Source organism: Stenotrophomonas sp. LGBM10 (assembly GCF_046736075.1).
GTDB lineage: Bacteria > Pseudomonadota > Gammaproteobacteria > Xanthomonadales > Xanthomonadaceae > Stenotrophomonas.
This window is the reverse complement of sequence record NZ_CP177163.1, coordinates 1,711,341-1,730,955: the sequence shown is the minus strand read 5'-3', so window position 1 is coordinate 1,730,955 and position 19,615 is coordinate 1,711,341. Positions and strand designations below refer to the sequence as shown.

The window sequence follows — 19,615 nt, the reverse complement described above, 5'->3', positions numbered from 1 at the left end:
GATACCTGTGAAACAAAGCTGAAACATGGTCGGCGGGCCTGACTGGGGCAACACTTATGCCGAATTCGTTGGTGCTGTGCACAACCTGCCATCAATCCCGGCATCGAAGGAGCCCGCCGCCTTCACATGTCAACTACATCGGCATGCCCGACTGCCGGCGCAATCGCTATCATTTCCCCACTTGATGGAGTTGCTATGACGGCTGCGACCGCCCCCGTTTCTTCTACTGCAGCCGGTGCGCTGTCGGCGTTTCTCCGCGGCGTCGAGCGCCGTGCCCTGGTGGTGGCCGAGCTGCAGTGCGGCGACCCGACCGTGGCCGAGCAGGCCCTGGTGGCGGTGATGCGCGCCTTTGCCGGGATCGCCAGCGATGTGCCGATGGCCCAATGGCCGGACCGGTTCTGGATCCTGCTGGCGCACCGCAACCCGATCCGCGTGCCCGCAGCGGGGGGGCAGTGGCCGCCCGAGCTGCGCCATCTGCCGGCGCTGGCACCACCGGCCCGGCTGGCGCTGCTGCTGCGGGTTGGCGGTGGTCTGGACGAGGCCGCCGCCGCGCAGATCCTGGATCTGCCGGTCGCCGATTACCAGCAGGCGCTGGCCGAGGCCTGCCCGCGCGATGCCCAGGGCCACCCCGACGCCGCCGGCTGGCGCGCGCTGGCCGAGCAGGTCCAGCAGCGGCTGCGCGATGTACCGGCCACACGCCTGCAGCGCCTGCAGCAGCCGGTGGCGGCGCCGGCCGCGGCCAGCGATGCCGCCTCGTGGCGGACCCCGGTCAAGACCGACACCGCACCCGCGCCCCGCGCCCGGGCCCGCCGCCACGGACGTCGGGTACCGTGGCGCGGCCTGGTGATCGTGGTGGGGACGGTGGCGGCGCTGCTGGGCGGTGCCACGTGGTGGAAGCACAGCCGGGCAACGGTCGATCCGGCGGCCAGCGTGCCCGAAGGCGCGGTCGCCGTGGACAACCCGGTCAGCACCGAATCCCTGCCCGACGCCGATCCGCCGACCGCCGCGCCCGCCGCCGCCGCCCATGCGGCCAGCGATGCGGCGATGCTCGCCGATCCGGACCTGGCCGTGGCCCGCGATGCCGATCTGTATGCCTGGTTCGCCGCGGGCGGCCCGGTGCCGGTCGACGAATCGCAGCCGCAACCCAGCCGCCCCGAACCCGCTACCGCCGGCCTGGAGACGGCAGGCGCCGATGAATAAGCCGATCCTGCTGGTGACCTGCCTGGCCGCCTCCCTGGCCGCCACCCTGTCCGTGCCTGCGGCCGCAACGTCGGTGCCATTGCCGCTGCCGGTGCCGTCGGAGGCCACGCCGTTGCCGGCCACCCGGACCGCCATCCCGACCACCGCCACTGCCCTGGACCCGGCCCAGCTGGCCGACCTGCGCGCCCGCTACGCCGTCTGGCAATCGTTGCCCGAGCCCGAACGTGCCCGCGTGCGCGACGGGGCACGCCGCATCGCCGCGCTGTCGCCGGCCCAGCAGCAGGCGCTGCGCGAGCGTTTCGCCCAGCAGGACCAGCGGTTCCGCGACGGTTGGCTGCTCGGGCCGCAGCTCGGCCAGTCGTTCCCGAAGCTGCAGGGCCTGTTCGGCTACCTGCCGGCCGAACAGCGCGAACCGGCGCTGGCGATCCTGCGCCAGCTCAGCGTTGACCAGCTGGCCCAGCTCAGCCTGATCGCCCAGCGCACACCGCCGCAGGAGCGCGAACAGGTCCGCAGCCAGTTCCTCGCGCTGGCACCGGGCGCCCGCGATGCGTGGCTGAAGCAGCACGTCGGCCACTGACAGCGCGCATCCATTCACCCGGCATCGTGGGTTTTGTCATGCCACGCGCGTAAGATGGCGGGCCGCAACCCGGTGCCTGTGCCCTCCGCGCGCGACCGTAGTTGCCGTCTGTGATCCCCATGTCCATCGCTACCCCCACGCCGCGCCTTTCCCAGGAAGTGCGCGCCACCGGCCTGCTCGCGTTGCCGCTGGTGCTCGGCCATGTTTCCACCGGCCTGATCTCTTTCGTCGACAACGTCATCGCCGGTCACCACGGCACACAGACGCTCGCTGCGGTCACCATCGGCACCGCGCTGCTGTGGCTGCCGATGCTGATTCCGATCGGCACGCTGATCTCACTGACCGCGTCGGTGTCGCAGCTGCACGGTGCCGGCCGCGAGCGTGAGATCGGCCCGTTGTTCCGCCAGGCGCTGTGGTTGGCGCTCGGCCTGGGCCTGATCATGTTCGCCTTCCTTACGGTGGTACCGCCGCTGTTGCCGGCATTCGGCATCGCGCCGGACATCGTGCCCGGCGCGACCGCGTTCCTGCATGCGGTGCGCTGGGGCGGCCCCGCACTGACGCTGTACTTCTGCATGCGCTACCTCAGCGAGGGCATGCACTGGACGCTGCCGACCATGATCCTGGGCTTCGGCGGCCTGCTGGTGCTGGCGCCGCTGGGCTATGTGCTGTGCTACGGCAAGCTCGGTTTCCCGGAAATGGGCGCGGAAGGGCTGGGCATCGCCTCGGCGACGATGATGTGGCTCCAGGCGCTGTGCTTTGCCGGCTACCTGTGGAAAACCAAGCGCTTCGCCCACCTGCAGCTGTTCTCGCATTTTGAGCTGCCGCGCTGGGCGGCGATCTGGGACCTGCTGCGTACCGGGCTGCCGATCGGCATCACCGTGCTGATGGAAGGCGGGCTGTTCATCGTGACCGCCCTGCTGATCGGCCGCCTCGGTGCCACCGAAGCGGCGTCGCACCAGATCGCGATCAACGTGGCCCAGCTGTGCTTCATGATCCCGATGGGCGTGGCCGAGGCCACCACCGTGCGCGTGGGTCATGCCGTGGGCAGCGGCAACGGGCTGGGCGTGCGGCGCGCGGCCAACGCCGGCCTGGTGATCATCCTGGGAACGCAGACGCTGTCGGCGCTGACGCTGCTGTTCGGCCACGATGCCATCGTCGGGGTCTACACCGCCGACCTGGGGGTGGCCGCCCTGGCCTCCACGCTGCTGCTGTACGCGGCCGCCTTCCAGTTCCCGGACGGGATCCAGGTGCTGTCGGCCGGCGCGCTGCGCGGCCTCAAGGACACCCGGGTGCCGATGTTCATCGCCATGTTCTCGTACTGGGGGCTGGGCATGCCGCTCGGCGCCGGGCTGGGGCTGGGGTTGGGCATGGGGCCGCAGGGCATGTGGCTGGGCCTGATCCTGGGCCTGACCGCAGCCGCGATCCTGATGGGCTGGCGCCTGCGCGTCAGCAGCCGCCGCATCGGCGATGCCCACGCGTCACCCTGACTTGTGTCCGATGCCGGATCGACCGGCACCGGCTATTCTGGCACTACGGCAAGAAGCCAACCTGGAGTTTTCCATGAACCAACCCGCGCGTCGCAATCCCGTCGCCAGCTTCTTCATCGGGCTGTGGGATGTGATGAACTTTACCCGCAGGCTGATCCTCAACCTGCTGTTCTTCGGCCTGCTGTTCCTGCTGCTGATCGTGTTCATCGTCGCGATGGGCAAGGGCGCCGGGGCCAGCAAGCCGCTGCAGGACCGCACCACGCTGGTGATCGCGCCGGAAGGCCGCCTGGTGGAGCAGTTCAGCGCCGATCCGGTCAGCCGCGCGCTGTCCCGGGCAGTGGGCGACAACAGCGCCGAGGAAGTACAGCTGCGCGACCTGATCCGCGCCATCGAAGCGGCCCGCGACGACAAGAAGATCGAGCGCGTGGTGCTGCAGCTGGACAAGCTGCAGCCGAGCGGTTTCGCCTCGATGCGTGAAGTGGTCGCGGCGCTGCAGGAACTGCGCGCGGCCAAGAAGCAGGTTGTCGCCTTCAGCGAGAACATGAGCCAGTCGCAGTACCTGCTGGCCTCGCAGGCCGATGAGGTCTACCTCGATCCGATGGGCTCGGTGGTGCTGGAAGGCCTCGGCCGCTACCGCCAGTACTTCCGCACCGGCCTGCAGGACAAGCTGGGCGTGGACGTGCACCTGTTCAAGGTGGGTGAGTTCAAGTCCGCCGCCGAGCCGTACGTGCTCGACGCCGCGTCGCCGCAGGCCAAGGAAGCGGACCTGTTCTGGATGAACGACGTGTGGCAGCGCTACCTGGGCGACATCGCCAAGGCCCGCAAGCTCGACGCCGCGCAGCTGGCTGCCGGTATCGACACCATGCCCGAAGGCGTGGCGGCCGCCGGTGGCGACCTGGCCAAGTTCGCCCTGCAGCAGAAGCTGGTCGACGGCCTGAAGACCCGTGAGGAAGTGGACGACCTGCTGGCCGACCGCGGCGTGGCCGACGGCGACGCCGACGGCGGCTACCGCAACGTCAACATGGACGCCTACCTGGCCCTGCTCGACACCCGCCGTTCGCCGGTGGACGCACGTCCGCAGGTGGCGGTGGTGGTGGCGTCCGGCGAGATCTCCGGCGGCGACCAGCCGGCCGGCCGCATCGGTGGCGAATCCACCGCGGCGCTGCTGCGCGAAGCGCGCGACGACAAGGACGTGAAGGCCGTGGTGCTGCGCGTGGATTCGCCCGGCGGTGAAGTGTTCGCCTCCGAGCAGATCCGTCGCGAAGTGGTCGCGCTGAAGGCTGCCGGCAAGCCGGTGGTGGTGTCGATGGGTGACCTGGCAGCCTCCGGTGGTTACTGGATCAGCATGAACGCCGACCGCATCTATGCCGACGCCTCGACCATCACCGGGTCGATCGGCATCTTCGGCATGATCCCCAATGTCAGCCGTTCGCTGGACAAGATCGGCGTGCACACGGACGGCGTGGGCACCACCCGCTTCGCCGGTGCCTACGACATCACCCGCCCGATGGACCCGGCCGTGGGCCAGGTCATTCAGTCGGTGATCAACAAGGGCTACGCCGATTTCACCGGCAAGGTGGCCGAGGCCCGCAGCAAGCCGGTCGAAGCGGTCGATGAAGTGGCCCGTGGCCGCGTGTGGAGCGGCGCCCAGGCCAAGGAACGTGGGCTGGTCGACGCGTTCGGTGGGCTCAAGACGGCCGTCGCCGATGCCGCCGGGCGTGCCAAGCTTGGCAAGAGCGATGCGTACCGCGTGCGTTACATCGAGAAGGGCGCCACGCCGTTCGCGCAGTTCGTCAGCGGGTTCGCTGGCAGCCGCATGGGCGGTTACATGCTCAGCGAATCGGGCATGGCGCGCATGATGCTGGCCCGCTCGATGCCGGAGCTGGACACCCAGCTGCGCTTCGTCGAAGACGCGGCGCGCGACCCGCGCGGCAGCGCACCGGTCAAGGCGCTGGCGTACTGCTTCTGCGGCTTCTGATCGGTTCACCGCGACAACGAAAAAGCCCGGCATCTGCCGGGCTTTTTTTTGGGGGCGGCGCACCCGCTGCGGGGGGCGCTCAGCGGCATTCAGCGCTATCGGGGTCCCCGCCGTGAATGCTCAGGAGCTCCGTACACGGGTCATCACCGATGTAGACGTCCGTCGGCACGCCTGCCGCGGGTCTGCTCCGAGCACGGGCAGCAGAGAGCCATCAGCGCGGTGCCGGGGTAGGCGGCGTAGCCGAGGTATCGGTGGCGGCACGTTCGGCGGCGTCCAGGTCGGGCGCCTTTTCCAGCATGTCGCGTGCGGCCTTGGCGCGGTCCAGCGGCTGCTGGATCGCATCGCGCATCTGCGTGGCCTGCGGTTCGGGCGGGGTATCCGGGGCCGGCGGGACGGGGCGGTTGCAGGCGCCAAGCAGCACCAGCGCCGGCAGCAACAGGAGGGTTCGCAGGGACATGGCAACCTCGCAACACACACGGACGGGAGCGCAGTGTCGCACCGCCCGGCGCGGTCTGCGTGAGGACGCGCGCGCGCGTTATCCTGTTGCCCGGGGCGCCATGCGGTGCCTGCACAGACGATTCCACGGCCGCCGCGCGGCCCATTGGCAGGAGAACACCGTGAGCACGCAACGTTGGCGATTGGATGGACAGACCGCATTGATCACCGGCGCCAGTGCCGGCATCGGCCTGGCGATCGCGCGGGAGCTGCTCGGGTTCGGTGCCGACCTGCTGATCGTGGGCCGCGACGCCGATGCGCTGGAAATGGCCCGCGATGAACTGGCCGATGCCTTCCCCGACCGCGAGATCCACGGCCTGGCCGCCGATGTCTCCGACGACGAGGACCGCCGCGAGATCCTGGACTGGGTGGAGGACCACGCCGACGGCCTGCACCTGCTGGTCAACAACGCCGGCGGCAACATCACCAAGCCGGCCATCGAGTACACCGAGGACGAATGGCGCGGCATCTTCGAGACCAACCTGTTCTCGGCCTTTGAACTGTCGCGCTACGCCCACCCGCTGCTGACCCGGCACGCGTCCTCGGCGATCGTCAATGTCGGCAGCGTCTCCGGCCTGACCCACGTCCGCAGCGGCGCGGTGTACGGGATGACCAAGGCGGCGATGCACCAGATGACCCGCAACCTCGCCGTGGAATGGGCCGAGGACGGCATCCGCGTCAACGCGGTCGCACCGTGGTACATCCGCACCCGCCGCACCTCCGGCCCGCTGTCCGATCCGGACTATTACGACCAGGTGATCGAGCGCACGCCGATGCGACGGATCGGCGAGCCGGACGAAGTGGCGGCCGCTGTGGGATTCCTGTGCCTGCCCGCGGCCAGTTACATCACCGGCGAATGCATTGCCGTGGACGGTGGCTTCCTGCGTTACGGGTTCTAGGCGCGCGCCGGCTCAGTCCGGCACGGCGCAGTCGCTGGCGGCCAGTACCGCAGACAGACGCTCGCGCTCCGCCGTGGCGGCCGCCTGGTTGTCTGCCGTGGCGAAGCGTTCGCGCCCGCGTGCGTCGCGGAAGCGCTGCTGCCAGCTGGCGCAGCGTTGCGGCTCCGGCACTGCCTCGCAGGCGTCGCGCACCACTTCGCACCCGGCCGCATTGACCGGCGTGTTGCCGCCACCCAGACCGGTCACCGACATCAGCATGCAGATCGGCGGTGCCGGTTCCAGCTCGTGCAGGTAGGTGCCACGCTCGGTGGACTCGCAGCGGTAGATCGGTGGCAGTGGCGCCTTGGGCGCTGCCGCCCCGGTGGCGTCGTTGGCCGCCGTGGCCGTGTCCCGGCGCAGTGTGTCGCTGTCGAGGATGCCGCTGCCGCTGCCGCTGTCGTCGGCCGGCCCGGCCTGCAGCACCGGCAGCGCGCCCGGTGCCGGCACCAGCGGCAGCGGTACCGGTACCGGTACCGGTACCGGCACGCCGGCATCGCGGGGCGTCGGCGGCGCTGACGGTGCAGGTGCAGGTGCAGGTGCAGCGGCGGGCGTACGCGCCGGCATCGCGATGCGCTGGATGCGCTGCTGGCTGCCGGGTGGGCAGGCGGCGTTCTGGATGGTCAGGCCGCCATCGGCGGCGGTGCAGCGGTAGAACACCGCGTCCTCGGCCATTGCCGGCCACGTCAGAGCCAGCCCCGCCAGCGCGCAGGCGCGCAGAAAGAAAAACGTCATGCGGTCGGATTCATACGTGCTGGTCGAGCAGGATCGGATTGCCGTCGGGATCTTCCAGCATGATGCTGGCCGGGCCGGTGGTGGTTTCATCGGCTTCCATCAGCAGCGGTACGTTGCGTGCCTTGAGCTGGCGTTGCAGTTCGCGGATGTCGGTGGCCCCCGGCACGGCCTGGGCGTTGCTGTCCCAGCCCGGGTTGAAGGTCAGCAGGTTGCGCTCGAACATCCCTTGGAACAGGCCGATGACGGCATCGCCGTTCTTCATGATCAGCCAGTGTGCGGCTGCGTCGCCCCCCCATACCGCAAAGCCCAGCTGTTCGTAGAACGCGCGCGATGCAGCAAGGTCCCTGACCGCCAGGCTGACCGAAAAATTGCCGAGTTGCATGTGTGTCTCCTGCGCCGAAGCGGATCAGTTGCAGTCGCGGTCCAGCCGTGCGTCGATGCTGCGCTGTTCGCGGTTGATCGCGTCGCGTTCGCTCTGCAGGGCGCTGTTGTAGCGGCGCTGCAGTTCCCAGCGCCGGTCGTTCAGGCGTGAGCATACGTCCTGCTGCGGCAGCGGGTGGCAGGTATCGCGCACCAGCACGTTGCCGGCCGGCATCTCCAGTCCGCCGTAGCCGGGCCGCGGATAGCCATTGCCCTCCCACTGCGAGCTGCCGCCGCCGAACGCCACGCGGCCGCCAACATGCGAACCCTGACCCGAGATCGACACCGATCCGCCGCTGGAGGTGACCGAGCCGCTGTCCATCGGCACCACCGGTGGGGTCGGGCGCGGCGGTGGCCGGCCGCCACCCGGCGGACGCGGACCTGGGCGGCCGGGCGGGTAGGGCAGATAGACGCTGGTCCACACCGGTACCCAGCGCGGGTTGCCCTCGTTGCTGTCGCTGACATAGCGGTCGCCGTCGCTGGTGACGCATTCGTACATCGGCTGCGGTGGCTGCACGTACACGTGGCGTACCTCGCGCTCGGGCGCGCGGGTGGCCGCCGGCGTGGCCGGATCGGCATCGCTGCGGACCACGCGCGGGGCCGGGTCGCGCGGGCGCTGCATGTCGCGCACTTCCTGCTTGCCGGTGCTGCACGGGGCATCCTGCAGCGACACCGCGCCAGTGCTGCCAACGCAGCGGTAGATGCGCACGCTGGCATCCTGCTGCGCACCGGCCGGGCCGGGACCGAGCAGCAGAAACAACGGCAACCACAGGGCAGGGCGGGGGCGCATGGCCACAGTGTGCGGCTTTGCCGCGGCCCGCGCAAAACCCGGCGCGGGCGGGGGTCAGCTGCGCAGTACCTGGCCGCTGAGTGCGTCGCGGATCGGGGTCGGCTGGGCCAGGCCACCGGTGGCGCCCTCCACGATGCCCGCCAGCAGGGGCAGCAGGGCCGGGTCCAGTTCGCTGCGCTGGCGCGCCGGCGGCTGGCCGGCAAGGTTGGCGCTGGTGGACACCAGCGGCCCGCCCCAGGCGCGGCACAGCGCGGCTACCAGCGGGTGGGCACTGATGCGCACGGCGATGCCGGTGTGCTCGCCGGTGATCCAGCGCGGTGCGCGCGGACCGGCCGGCACGATCCAGGTGTTGGCCCCGGGCCAGCTGGCCAGCACCTCGGCCAGGCGCGCGGCGGGAAGCGCCTGCAGGTCCACCCAGCCTTCGAGCTGGGCGGTATCGGCGGCGACCAGGATCATGCCTTTCTCGACCGGCCGCTGCTTGATCGTCAGCAGGGTCATCACCGCGGCTTCGTGGCCGGGATCGCAGCCCAGGCCCCACACCGCTTCGGTGGGGTAGGCGATCACCCCGCCAGCGCGCAGCGCAGGCAGGGCGGTGTCCGGGGTGAGTACGTTCATCGGGCGCTACCGGGGATCAGGCCTTCCTGGCGACGGCCTTCTTGGCCACCGTCTTCTTGGCGGCTTTCTTGGCGGCCGTTTTTTTGGTGGCGGCCTTCTTGGTGGCGGCCTTCTTGGTCGCGGCCTTCTTGGTCGCCGTCTTCTTCACCGCGGCCTTCTTCGGCGCGGCCTCTTTCTTGACCGCGGCCTTCTTGGCCACAACCTTTTTGGCGGCCTTCTTGCCGAAGCCCTTGCGCACCGGCTTGCCGGTTTCTTCCATCAGCTGCTGCACTTCGGCCAGGGTCAGCGAGGCGGGCTCGCGGTCCTTGGGAATCTTGCCGTTCATCTTGCCGTCGCTGAGGTACGGACCGAAACGACCGTTCAGCACCTGGATCTCGCTGCCTTCGAATTCCTTGATGATCCGGTTGCGCGCGATCTCTTCCTTCTCTTCGATCAGGAACACCGCACGGGCCAGGTCGATCGTGTAGGGGTCATCTTCCTTCTTCAGCGAGGCGTAGGTGCTGCCACGCTTGGCGAACGGCCCGAAGCGACCGATGCCGACGCTGACGTCCTCACCGTTGTCCTGGCCCAGCGCACGCGGCATCAGGAACAGCTCCAGCGCGTCGTCCAGCGAAATGGTATGCATCGACTGGCCGGGACGCAGCGAGGCGAACTTCGGCTTGTCCTCGGCGTCTTCGGCGGTGCTGCCGATGGCCGCATACGGCCCGAAACGGCCCAGGCGCACGCTGACCGGCTTGCCGGTCTTGGGATCGGTACCCAGCTCGCGGGCACCGCTGGCCTCGGCGCGATCCACCGATTCCTTCTTTTCTTCCACCAGCTTGTTGAACGGTTCCCAGAAGCGGGCCATCAACGGGATCCAGTCCTCTTCGCCGCGCGACACCGCATCGAGCTCGTCTTCAAGCTTGGCGGTGAAGTCGTAGTCCACGTACTGGGTGAAGTGGCTGGACAGGAACTTGGACACGGCGCGGCCCACGTCCGACGGACGGAAGCTGCGGCCTTCCATTTCCACGTACTTGCGGAACAGCAGCGTCTGGATGATCGAGGCGTAGGTCGACGGACGGCCGATGCCGTACTCTTCCAGCGCCTTGACCAGCGCCGCTTCGGTGAAGCGCGGCGGCGGCTGGGTGAAGTGCTGTTCGGCCAGGATGCGTTCGAGCGGCACGCGGTCGCCGGGCTTCATCGACGGCAGCTTGCGGCCTTCGTCGTCGTCCTCGGCGCTCTTGTTGTCCTTGCCTTCCTCGTACACGGCCAGGAAGCCGGGCACCACCACGGTGGTGCCGCTGGCGCGGAACACGTGTTCGCTGCCGGCCGAGAGATCCACGCTGACCGTGTTGAGGGTCGCCGGGATCATCTGGCAGGCCACCGCACGCTTCCAGATCAGCTCGTAGAGCTTGCGCTCGTCGTCGGTGAGGTAGCGCGAGACCTGGGCCGGGGTCCGCAGTGCCGAGGTCGGGCGCACCGCTTCGTGCGCTTCCTGGGCGTTCTTGGACTTGGTCTGGTAGGTGTTGGGCTTGTCCGGCAGGGCGGCAATGCCGTAATCGCGTGCGATCACGTCGCGGATTTCAGCCAGCGCGTCCTGCGACAGGTTCACCGAGTCGGTACGCATGTACGAGATCAGGCCGACCGTGCCTTCATCGCCGATCGCCACGCCTTCGTACAGCTTCTGCGCCACCTGCATGGTCTTGCGCGTGGTGAAGCCAAGCTTGCGCGAGGCCTCCTGCTGCAGCGTGGAGGTGGTGAACGGCGGCGCCGGGCGGCGCTTGCGTTCCTTGCTGGCCACATCGGTGACGTGCAGCGCGCCCTGCGCGGCCTGCTGGATGCGCATCCGCGCGTCCTCGGCGGTGTCGCCGTCGGTCACCGTGAACTGTTCGAACTTCTTGCCGTCGAGCTTGATCAGGCGTGCATTGAAGTGCTGCGACGGGTGCGCGCACTCGGCATCGATGCTCCAGTACTCGCGGGCGATGAAGGCTTCGATCTCTTCTTCGCGCTCGACGATCATGCGCAGCGCCGGGCTCTGCACGCGGCCGGCGGACAGGCCGCGCTGCACCTTGCGCCACAGCACCGGAGAGAGGTTGAAGCCCACCAGGTAGTCCAGCGCGCGGCGCGCCTGCTGGGCATCGACCAGGTCGCCGGCGATCGCGCGCGGCTGGCTCATGGCTTCCTTGATGGCGCGCGGGGTGATCTCGGTGAAAACCACGCGCTGCATCGGCTTGTCCTTGACCAGCCCGCGTTCCTTCAGGATCTCGGCGATGTGCCAGCTGATCGCTTCACCCTCGCGATCCGGATCGGTCGCCAGAAAGATGTCGTCGGCGCCCTTGGCCGCCTTGGCAATCGCATCGACATGCTTCTCGTTCTTCTCGATCAGGTCGTAGCGCATCGCGAAGTTGTTGTCGGGATCGACCGCGCCTTCCTTCGGGACCAGATCGCGCACATGCCCATACGAGGCCAGGACGGTGAAGTCCTTGCCGAGGTATTTGTTGATCGTCTTGGCCTTGGCAGGCGATTCGACGATGAGCAGGTGCTTGGGCATGGCGTCTATTTCTATGGGCAGCAGCCCGGGGAGGGCGCTAGGGTGGAGCAAATGGCCGCATTAGTGAAGGGCAGCGGGCGATATCCATAAACTGAACGCCCGGGTATGCGCCGGGCGTTCAGCTTTCCTGCCTATTAGAGGAATCACGCCGGAGCCGCCCGTGTCAAGCGGCCCGGTGTGAGGGCGGGCCTGTCAGGCCATTGCGGCCAGCACCCCGACCATCGCCACGGCGGCGATGATCAGGACCAGCGTGGACAGGCCAGCCAGCACCAGGATCACGATCGTGACGGTACCCAGTTCACGGTTTTGCAGGTGCGCGTTCTCGGTGAACGCCCACTTGTCGACCACCACCGTGTCGCACATCAGGTCGTGCAGCGCCTGCTTGCGTTCGGTGAAGGCGGCCATCAGGTAGCCGATCAACAGGGTGATGGTGCTGACGAAGGTCGCGAAGTAGCGGCCCACCGCGCGGCCACGGGTCAGGCGCTGGCCATCGCTGCGCACCACCTTGATGCCGACCGCCATCTTGCCCAGCGTGGCGCCGCCGGCCGAGGCGTGGAACTCGGCGTAGTACACCAGCGAGATCACGATGCCGAGCAGGCCGCCGACGATGTCCGAGCTGCTCGACCCGGCGTCCGCCCCCGCCATCGCACCGATGGCCAGGCCGAAGATGGCGCCGACGATGCCGCCGACCACCGCGCCGCAGAGGGTCAGCACCACGTAGTCGATGAAGTAGGCCGCATACCGCTTCCAGAAGCCGGCATAGACCACCTCGCCGCCATGCACCACGCCTGCACCGGCATATGCGCCGGTACTGGCCGGCGCGCTGTACGGCGAGTAGGTGCCGCCGCCGGTGCCCGGCAGCGGGGCGGTGCCATTCTCGATGGCGGTGTAATCGCCGCGCAGGTCGAACCCGCTGCCGAGGTTCTCGGTGGCGTTGGTCAGGTTCTGCAGCTGCAGTTCTTCAGTCACATCGCCCAGCGCCTTCCACTGGTCGAAGCCTTCGCGCCATACCAGCGTGGTGAGGTTGATCTCGCCGCGCTGGAAACGCAGGCGCAGGTCGTCGGCGGGCAGCGGCCCCTGGCGTTGTGCGCCGTCGGCGAAGTACCACTCGGTCATTGCATGTATCCCCTGTTGCTATCGTCCGTGGAAGAAATAACGCGTCGCTCAGCCGCGGCAGACCGTCGGCAGGTACTTGTCGTCTGCGCCGCCAGTGCATTCCCAATGCCGGGCTTCGCCGTCGTAGTCCAGCCACAGCAGCGTGCCGTCCAGGCCGGTGCTGCCGGGAATGGACAGCTCGGCCTCGATACCGCAGTGGTTGTTGTCGAAGCGGCCGATACGCAGTGCGGAGATGCCCTCCAGTGCGTAGCCATCGGCCGGCAGGAAGCCTTCATCGTCATTGACCGGGCAGTGCCCGTTGGTGACGACGAACTCCTCGACCTGGGTCTTGATCGGCGCCAGCGCGACGTAGGCGGCGTTGGCTTTGGCGCGGTGGGTGTAGTCCTGGTAGGCCGGCAGGGCGATCGCCGCCAGGATGGCGATGAGCACCAGGCCGCCCACGCCGAGGACGGCCGCGACGATGCCGGCGATGGCACAGCCGGACAGGCTCTTCTGCGGCACGGCCACCGGCTGTGCCGGCGGCGGCTGGCTGGCATACGGGCCGGCAGGAATCTGCGGGGGGAGCTGGGCGGTGGGGCTGTCGGCCTCGGCCGGCAGGGGGCTCGGCGCCTGCACCAGGCCGATCTCATCGGCCACGGTGCTCAGGGCCTGCCACTGCGGCATGCCGTCGCGCCACACCAGCGTATCCAGCGCGATGCGGCTGGACTGGAACAGCGCGATCAACTCTTCAGACGTCAGCGGCCCACGCTGCTGACGATTTCCTTCTGCATAGAACCACTCGCTCACGGTCCGCTCCTGAATGCGCAAGGCGCTCAGTGTACGGTCAGTGGAGCGGTTCCGGTTCGTCGACGAACATCTGGGTTTCCATCCAGGCGTAGGCCGCCTCGGCGCCAGGCTGGTTGAACAGCACCATCAGGACCACCCACTTGAGGTCGTCCAGGTCCAGTTCGTCCTGGTCCAGGGCCATCGCACGGTCCAGTACCAGCTCACGCTGGCCGGCATCGAGGATGCCGTGCTGCTCCAGGAACATCAGGAAACCGCGGCATTCCACGTCCAGCTTGTCCAGTTCCGGGCCGTGGTAGATCCGGACCGGACCGTCCACGCGCGGCTGGGCCACGGCCGGGCGCTGTTCGGCCAGGGCATCGAGCCAGTCGAAGGCTTTGTTGATTTCTGCGGGGCTGAAGCCGGCCTGTATCAGGCTGTTCTGGAGGGTGTCGCGATCGCGGACAAGATCCGCGTCTTCGCTGAAGTAGTGTTCGAACAGGTACAGCAGGACATCCAGAATGCTCTCTTTCATTGCCCCTCGGCCTGCGTCCATGACGCTGTGGAGGTGAAGAAACTAGGGTTTTCGACAGTAGCGGCCATGCATGGCCATTACTTTTCCGTCCAGTTCCATGACCAGCAGCATGGCCGACAGCCGGGCCGCCGTCAATCCGCTGCGTAGGATCAATGAATCCATACCTGTTGGGTCATGGTCCAGTGCCTGCCACAAGCACTGGTAGTCCGGGTCGGAGTAGGGGGCGGCGCTCGCGCGGCCTGCCCGTGCCTGTTCAGTGGGGGTGCCCAGGCGCGTTCGCAAGGCCTGGGCGAGGGCCTGGGCGACAGGGTTCAGGCCCGCGATCACCTCATCCACCGATTCCACCAGCGCCGCCCCCTGGCGGATCAGGCGGTGGCAGCCGCGTGCGCGCGGGTTGCGCACCGAGCCGGGCAGGGCGAACACCTCGCGCCCGGCCTCGGCTGCCAGCCGGGCGGTGATCAGCGCCCCGGAGCGCTCGGCCGCCTCGATCACCAGGGTGCCCAGGGCCAGCCCGGCAATGATGCGGTTGCGGGCAGGGAACTGGCCCGGCTGGGGACCGGTGCCGGGCGGGTATTCGCTGACCACGGCCCCCGCCGCGGCGATCCGGGCCTGCAGCCCGGCATGGCGCGGCGGGTAGGTGAGATCCAGCCCGGTGGCGACCACGGCCACGGTGCAGCCACCGGGGTGGTCCAGCGCCGCCGCGTGGGCCCGGGCATCGACGCCGGCGGCCAGCCCGCTGATCACCGACAGCCCCTGCCGGGCCAGGCCCCCGGCGAATTCGGCCGCCAGCTCGCCCCCGGCGGGGCTGGGCGTGCGGCTGCCGACGACCGCTACACCGGGGTGCCACAGCCGCGCCGGCTGGCCCTGGACGAACAGCGCCAACGGGGCCTGGGGCATCTGCCGCAGCAGGGGCGGGTAGTCGGCGCCGGTGCAGGCCAGCAGGTGGTGGTCCCCGGCCTCCAGCCAGCGCAGGGCGCGTGCCAGCAGGGCGGGGTCGGGCGTCTGCAGTCGCCCGCACTGTGCGGCGTTGCAGCCTGCGGCCCGCCAGGCCGATGGCCCGGCGGCCAGGGCACGCCCGGCATCGCCGTGGTCGTGCAGCAGGCGGCGGCGCGGGCGGGCCGGCCCGCCGGCCAGCAGGAGGGTGAGCAGCGAGGAGGAGGCCAGGGCAGTCATCCGCCCACCGTAGGCCGGATGCGCCGACGGCGCCCTGGGGCGCCGTCGGTGTGTTGCGTAGGGATGTTCCGCGTCCCGACCAGCGGTCTGAGACGCGTACCGACCAACGGTCGGTACCTACTGGGCGTCCGGGTGCTTGGCCGAGTAACCCACATGCACCGGTTTGACGCCCTGCATCACCAGCGCGTAGCTGACCTTGTCGAAGGTGCGGAACACCATCGCATGGGCGGCGTACTCGTCGGGCAGGGTGACGCGCCCGGCGCCGGTGCTCAGCGCGTCGTCCATCCGCGAGGAGTTCGGGTACTGCATGCGGTGCGCCACATGGCGACCCTGCCGCCACAGCGAAACCACCGTTCCGTTGTCCACGCCATCCGCGCTGCCGGCGGACAGGGCGATCACATCGCGCGGGCCACCGGCCGAGAACATGTCGGTGACGGCCAGTACGCGGATATCCAGGCTTTCGGTCTGGGCGGCGGGCACGTGCGGGTAGAACTGCAGGTCGTACGGCGTGGCTTCCACCGGCACCAGGCGGTCGCCGGCACGGACTTCGCGGCCGTCGACCCGGCCCTGCAGGGTCAGCGTGGTCACTTCCACGTTGCCGCTGGCCACCCGGGTCACCGTGCCCACGTTGAGCTGGGCCAGCTCATAGCCCAGCGTTGCGTGGCGCTTGGTCGGTGCGATGAAGTCCTTCCAGAGGTTGCCGCTGCCGGGCGTGACGTCGCCATTGGCGGTCAGGTCTTCGGTCGGCTTGGGCAGCGCGTAGCGCACGGTCGGGCGGACCACGGCCCAGCGCTGGCCGACCTGGGCCTGGTCCAGGCCGCGCACGTAGGCGATCTGGCCGGTGGTGGCGCGCAGGCGGTTGTCTTCCAGGCTGACCACGTAGGGCAGCGAGTCGATCTCATCGACCACGCTCAGCTGTTTCAGGAACGGCTCCACCTGGTCCAGCGGAATCGCATTGATCGGGGCCTCCTGGCGCGGGCCGGGCTGCTGGCCGACGACGCGATCCAGATAGGCCAGGCTCAGCACGTCGCCCGGATAGATCAGGTGCGGGTTCTTGACCTGCGGGTTGGCCTGCCAGATTTCCGGCCAGAGCCACGGTTTTTTCAGGAAACGCGCGGAAATGTCCCACAACGTGTCGCCTTTGCGCACGACATAGGTATCCGGGTGCCCGCCATTCATTTCAACGGCGGTAGCATAGGTAGCGACGGTCAACATCGCCACGGCGACGACCGTACGAGTACGTTCAAACATGAGTGTGGTGCCTGATTCCCCAACAGGTTCGCGCACTATAGTCCAGAAACCGGGGCGCAGGGCAAGCGTTGGCGATAGAATCGCCCCATACGCCGTTCCCAGCGGCGCCCCCTACCGGTAATTGTCATGGCCATCCTGCCCATTCTTGAATTTCCCGATCCGCGCCTGCGCACCAAGGCCGCGTTGATCGACGCCAGCGAAGTGACCACGCCTGCCTTCCAGACGCTGATCGACGACATGTTCCACACCATGTACGAGGCGCCGGGCATCGGTCTGGCCGCCAGCCAGGTGGACGTGCACAAGCGCTTCATGGTGATCGACGTCAGCGAAGAGAAGGACACCCCGCGGGTGTTCATCAACCCGGAGATCGTCGCCAACGACGGCGGCCAGGTGTACCAGGAGGGCTGCCTGTCGGTCCCGGGCATCTTCGCCGACGTCACCCGCGCCAACCAGATCACCGTGCGCTTCCTGGACCGTCAGGGCGTGGCCCAGGAACTGACCACCGACGGCGTGCTGGCGGTGTGCATCCAGCACGAGATGGATCACCTGGACGGCAAGCTGTTCATCGATTACCTCTCGCCGCTCAAGCGCGAGATGGTCCGCAAGAAGCTGGCCAAGCAGCGCAAGCACGTTGCCTGAGATGGTCGCGGAAACGGCGACGCGGCATGACCGCGTGCCGCTTCCGGTGTCGCGGCGCCGGCCATCGGCGCCGTTTTTCTTTCTGCAAGTGGGGTCGCCATGAAGATTGTCTTTGCCGGTACGCCGGAGTTCGCCGTCTCGTCGCTGCGGGCCGCCGCCCGCCACCATGAGGTGGTCGCGGTGTACACCCAGCCGGACCGCCCGGCCGGTCGCGGCCGTGGGCTGATGCCTTCGCCCGTCAAGCTGGAGGCGATCGCACGTGGCATCCCGGTGTTCCAGCCGGAAAGCCTGAAGACCCCGGAGGCGCAGCAGCAGCTGCGCGACCTGCAGCCGGACCTGATGGTGGTGGTGGCCTATGGCCTGATCCTGCCCAAGGCCGTGCTCACCATTCCCACCCACGGGTGCTGGAACGTGCATGCCTCGCTGCTGCCGCGCTGGCGCGGTGCCGCGCCGATCCAACGCGCGATCCAGGCCGGCGACGCCGAGACCGGGGTGTGCCTGATGCAGATGGAGGCCGGCCTGGATACCGGCCCGGTGCTGCTGCGCCAGCACACGCCGATCGCGGCGGGCGAACTGGGCGGCCAGTTGCACGACCGCCTGGCCGAGCTCGGCGCGCAGGTGCTGTCCGATGGCCTGGGCCTGCTGCGCGCCGGCATCAAGCCGATCGCCCAGCCGCAGCCCGAGGCCGGCGTGACCTACGCGCACAAGCTGGACAAGGCCGAGGCCCGGCTGGACTGGGCGCAGGACGCCCAGCAGCTTGAACGGACCGTGCGTGCCTTCAATCCGTGGCCGATCGCCGAAGCACAGCTCGCTGGCGAGCGCGTGCGCATCCACGGCGCGGTGGCGCTGCCCGACAACCACGGCAAGGCCCCCGGCACCCTGCTGGCGGCGGCCCGCGAAGGGATCGACATCGCCTGCGGCCAGGGCGCGCTGCGCCTGCGCGTGCTGCAGCGTGAGGGCGGCAAGGCGATCACCGCGGCGGACTACCTCAATGCCCGCCGCGACCTGACCGTGGGCGTCTGAGATGGCGCATCCCCGGCAGGAAAAACAGGCCCCGCAGCGCGCTGCGATGGCACCCGGCGTGCCCACCCGCGTACTGGCCGCCAAGGTGCTGGCCCAGGTGATCGGCCGCGGCCGGTCGCTCAAGGCCGAGCTCGCCACCGCGTTGCCGACGCTCGATGACAGCCGCGACCGTGCGCTGCTCGAAGCGCTGTGCTTTGCCGTGCTGCGCCGGCGCAACGCCTACGACGCCGCCCTGGCGCAGTGGATGCAACGCCCGTTGAACGTGCGCGAAGACGAACTGCGCGCGCTGCTGCTGGTCGGCTTCGCCCAGCTGGATGCGCTCGAACTGCCGGCGCACGCCGCGTTGTCGGCCACGGTCGACGCCGCGCGCGCGCTGGGGCGCGAACGCCAGGCCGGCATGGTCAACGCGCTGCTGCGCCGCGCCCAGCGCGAGGGTATTCCCGCGCAGCCGGCGCGCGCGGCGTTCCCGCTGTGGATGGCCGACAGGATCGAACAGGACTGGCCGGACCAGGCCGACGCGGTATTCGAGGCCAGCCTGCAGCCGGCACCGCTGTGGCTGCGGGTCAACCGCCAGCACGGCGATCGCGACACGATGCTGCAGCGGCTGGACGCGGCCGGCATCGCCGCCGAGGCCTCGCCGATCGCGCCGGACGCGATCCGCCTGCCGACGCCGGTGGCGGTGTCGGCCCTGCCGGGCTTCACCGAAGGGGCGTTGTCGGTACAGGACCTGTCCGCCCAGCAGGTTGCCGACGCGATGGCGCTGCGCCCCGGCATCCGGGTGCTGGACGCCTGCGCCGCGCCGGGCGGCAAGTCCGCGCACCTGCTCGAGCGCGATCCCAGCCTGCACCTGCTCGCGCTGGATATCGATGCGCGCCGGCTCAAGCGCATTGGCGAGACCTTCGCGCGTACCGGCGTCGGCGAGCACGCGCAGGTGCGTGCCGGTGATGCGACCGATCCGGCCGCCTGGTGGGATGGCCAGCCGTTCGACGCGATCCTGCTGGATGCGCCGTGTTCGGCCACCGGCATCATCCGCCGCCAGCCGGATGTGCTGCTGCACCGGCGTGAAACCGATATCGCGGCACTGGTGGCGCTGCAGGCCCGCCTGCTGGATGCCTGCTGGACGATGCTCGCGCCGGGCGGCACGTTGTTGTATGCCACCTGCTCGATCCTGCGCGAGGAAAACCAGTTCCAGGTCGAGGCCTTCCTGCAGCGCACGCGCAACGCCGGCTTCCTGCCGCTGGGTGACGCGTTCGGCCACGACTCCTGGGCGGGGCGCCAGCGCCTGCCGGGTGAAAACGGTGCTGACGGCTTCTTTTATGCGCGTCTGCTAAAGAAGGGTTAGGCCAACACCGCT

At 69.1% G+C, this 19,615-nt stretch carries 19 protein-coding genes; 8 read left to right on the top strand and 11 right to left on the bottom strand.

Annotation, left to right across the window (positions count from 1 at the left end):
* Positions 1 to 195 precede the first annotated feature (195 nt).
* The 4 genes from ACLB90_RS07305 (at position 196) to sppA (ending at position 5,242) form a co-directional block, all read left to right on the top strand.
* Positions 196 to 1,200, top strand: coding sequence for a hypothetical protein (locus ACLB90_RS07305; protein ID WP_411852298.1), 1,005 nt, complete (start codon positions 196 to 198; stop codon positions 1,198 to 1,200).
* On the top strand, positions 1,193 to 1,777 hold the full coding sequence (locus tag ACLB90_RS07300) for a DUF3106 domain-containing protein (RefSeq protein ID WP_411852297.1): 585 nt from the start codon (positions 1,193 to 1,195) through the stop codon (positions 1,775 to 1,777). Before ACLB90_RS07305 ends, ACLB90_RS07300 begins: the two co-directional genes overlap by 8 nt.
* A gap of 119 nt (positions 1,778 to 1,896) precedes the next feature.
* On the top strand, positions 1,897 to 3,264 hold the full coding sequence (locus tag ACLB90_RS07295; protein WP_411852296.1) for an MATE family efflux transporter: 1,368 nt from the start codon (positions 1,897 to 1,899) through the stop codon (positions 3,262 to 3,264).
* A gap of 73 nt (positions 3,265 to 3,337) precedes the next feature.
* A complete protein-coding gene (gene sppA, locus ACLB90_RS07290) occupies positions 3,338 to 5,242 on the top strand; it encodes a signal peptide peptidase SppA (protein WP_411852295.1) in 1,905 nt (634 codons plus the stop codon).
* 211 nt (positions 5,243 to 5,453) lie between these two features.
* Here sppA and ACLB90_RS07285 read toward each other — a convergent pair whose 3' ends face one another.
* Positions 5,454 to 5,699 carry a hypothetical protein gene (locus tag ACLB90_RS07285; RefSeq protein ID WP_411852294.1) on the bottom strand — a complete coding sequence of 82 codons (246 nt, stop codon included), beginning with the start codon at positions 5,697 to 5,699 and terminating at the stop codon, positions 5,454 to 5,456.
* 160 nt (positions 5,700 to 5,859) lie between these two features.
* Here ACLB90_RS07285 and ACLB90_RS07280 point away from each other — a divergent pair, with 160 nt between their 5' ends.
* On the top strand, positions 5,860 to 6,636 hold the full coding sequence (locus ACLB90_RS07280; protein WP_411852293.1) for an SDR family oxidoreductase: 777 nt from the start codon (positions 5,860 to 5,862) through the stop codon (positions 6,634 to 6,636).
* Positions 6,637 to 6,648: 12 nt separating this feature from the next.
* Here the strand turns inward: ACLB90_RS07280 and ACLB90_RS07275 are convergent, their stop codons facing one another.
* From ACLB90_RS07275 to ACLB90_RS07230, 10 genes are all read right to left on the bottom strand, one after another.
* The gene (locus ACLB90_RS07275; RefSeq protein ID WP_411852292.1) at positions 6,649 to 7,407 is read right to left on the bottom strand and encodes a hypothetical protein; all 759 of its coding nucleotides are present in this window, start codon (positions 7,405 to 7,407) and stop codon (positions 6,649 to 6,651) included.
* A gap of 10 nt (positions 7,408 to 7,417) precedes the next feature.
* Entirely contained in the window at positions 7,418 to 7,789 is a 372-nt protein-coding gene (locus tag ACLB90_RS07270) for a VOC family protein (protein ID WP_411852291.1), read from the bottom strand.
* 24 nt (positions 7,790 to 7,813) lie between these two features.
* Positions 7,814 to 8,617, bottom strand: a complete 804-nt coding sequence (locus ACLB90_RS07265; RefSeq protein WP_411852290.1) for a DUF4124 domain-containing protein — start codon at positions 8,615 to 8,617, stop codon at positions 7,814 to 7,816.
* 54 nt (positions 8,618 to 8,671) lie between these two features.
* Positions 8,672 to 9,232: a Sua5/YciO/YrdC/YwlC family protein gene (locus ACLB90_RS07260; protein WP_411852289.1), complete on the bottom strand. Its 561-nt coding sequence runs from the start codon at positions 9,230 to 9,232 to the stop codon at positions 8,672 to 8,674.
* Between the two features lie 16 nt (positions 9,233 to 9,248).
* Complete coding sequence (locus tag ACLB90_RS07255; RefSeq protein ID WP_411852288.1) at positions 9,249 to 11,762, bottom strand: DNA topoisomerase I; 2,514 nt, start codon at positions 11,760 to 11,762, stop codon at positions 9,249 to 9,251.
* A 192-nt stretch (positions 11,763 to 11,954) separates the two neighbouring features.
* The gene (locus tag ACLB90_RS07250; RefSeq protein ID WP_411852287.1) at positions 11,955 to 12,878 is read right to left on the bottom strand and encodes an RDD family protein; all 924 of its coding nucleotides are present in this window, start codon (positions 12,876 to 12,878) and stop codon (positions 11,955 to 11,957) included.
* 48 nt (positions 12,879 to 12,926) lie between these two features.
* Positions 12,927 to 13,664 (bottom strand): GYF domain-containing protein, encoded by a 738-nt coding sequence (locus ACLB90_RS07245; RefSeq protein WP_411852286.1) that lies wholly within the window; start codon positions 13,662 to 13,664, stop codon positions 12,927 to 12,929.
* Positions 13,665 to 13,701: 37 nt separating this feature from the next.
* Positions 13,702 to 14,175: a DUF494 family protein gene (locus tag ACLB90_RS07240; RefSeq protein ID WP_411852285.1), complete on the bottom strand. Its 474-nt coding sequence runs from the start codon at positions 14,173 to 14,175 to the stop codon at positions 13,702 to 13,704.
* A 42-nt stretch (positions 14,176 to 14,217) separates the two neighbouring features.
* The gene (dprA, locus tag ACLB90_RS07235) at positions 14,218 to 15,348 is read right to left on the bottom strand and encodes a DNA-processing protein DprA (protein ID WP_411852284.1); all 1,131 of its coding nucleotides are present in this window, start codon (positions 15,346 to 15,348) and stop codon (positions 14,218 to 14,220) included.
* A gap of 117 nt (positions 15,349 to 15,465) precedes the next feature.
* Positions 15,466 to 16,599: a LysM peptidoglycan-binding domain-containing protein gene (locus tag ACLB90_RS07230; protein ID WP_411852283.1), complete on the bottom strand. Its 1,134-nt coding sequence runs from the start codon at positions 16,597 to 16,599 to the stop codon at positions 15,466 to 15,468.
* Between the two features lie 126 nt (positions 16,600 to 16,725).
* Between ACLB90_RS07230 and def the strand changes: the two genes are divergently transcribed.
* The 3 genes from def (at position 16,726) to rsmB (ending at position 19,603) form a co-directional block, all read left to right on the top strand.
* The gene (gene def / locus ACLB90_RS07225; RefSeq protein ID WP_411852282.1) at positions 16,726 to 17,238 is read left to right on the top strand and encodes a peptide deformylase; all 513 of its coding nucleotides are present in this window, start codon (positions 16,726 to 16,728) and stop codon (positions 17,236 to 17,238) included.
* A 99-nt stretch (positions 17,239 to 17,337) separates the two neighbouring features.
* Complete coding sequence (gene fmt / locus ACLB90_RS07220; RefSeq protein WP_411852281.1) at positions 17,338 to 18,261, top strand: methionyl-tRNA formyltransferase; 924 nt, start codon at positions 17,338 to 17,340, stop codon at positions 18,259 to 18,261.
* 1 nt (position 18,262) lies between these two features.
* Complete coding sequence (gene rsmB / locus ACLB90_RS07215) at positions 18,263 to 19,603, top strand: 16S rRNA (cytosine(967)-C(5))-methyltransferase RsmB (RefSeq protein WP_411852280.1); 1,341 nt, start codon at positions 18,263 to 18,265, stop codon at positions 19,601 to 19,603.
* The last annotated feature ends 12 nt before the right edge of the window (positions 19,604 to 19,615 follow it).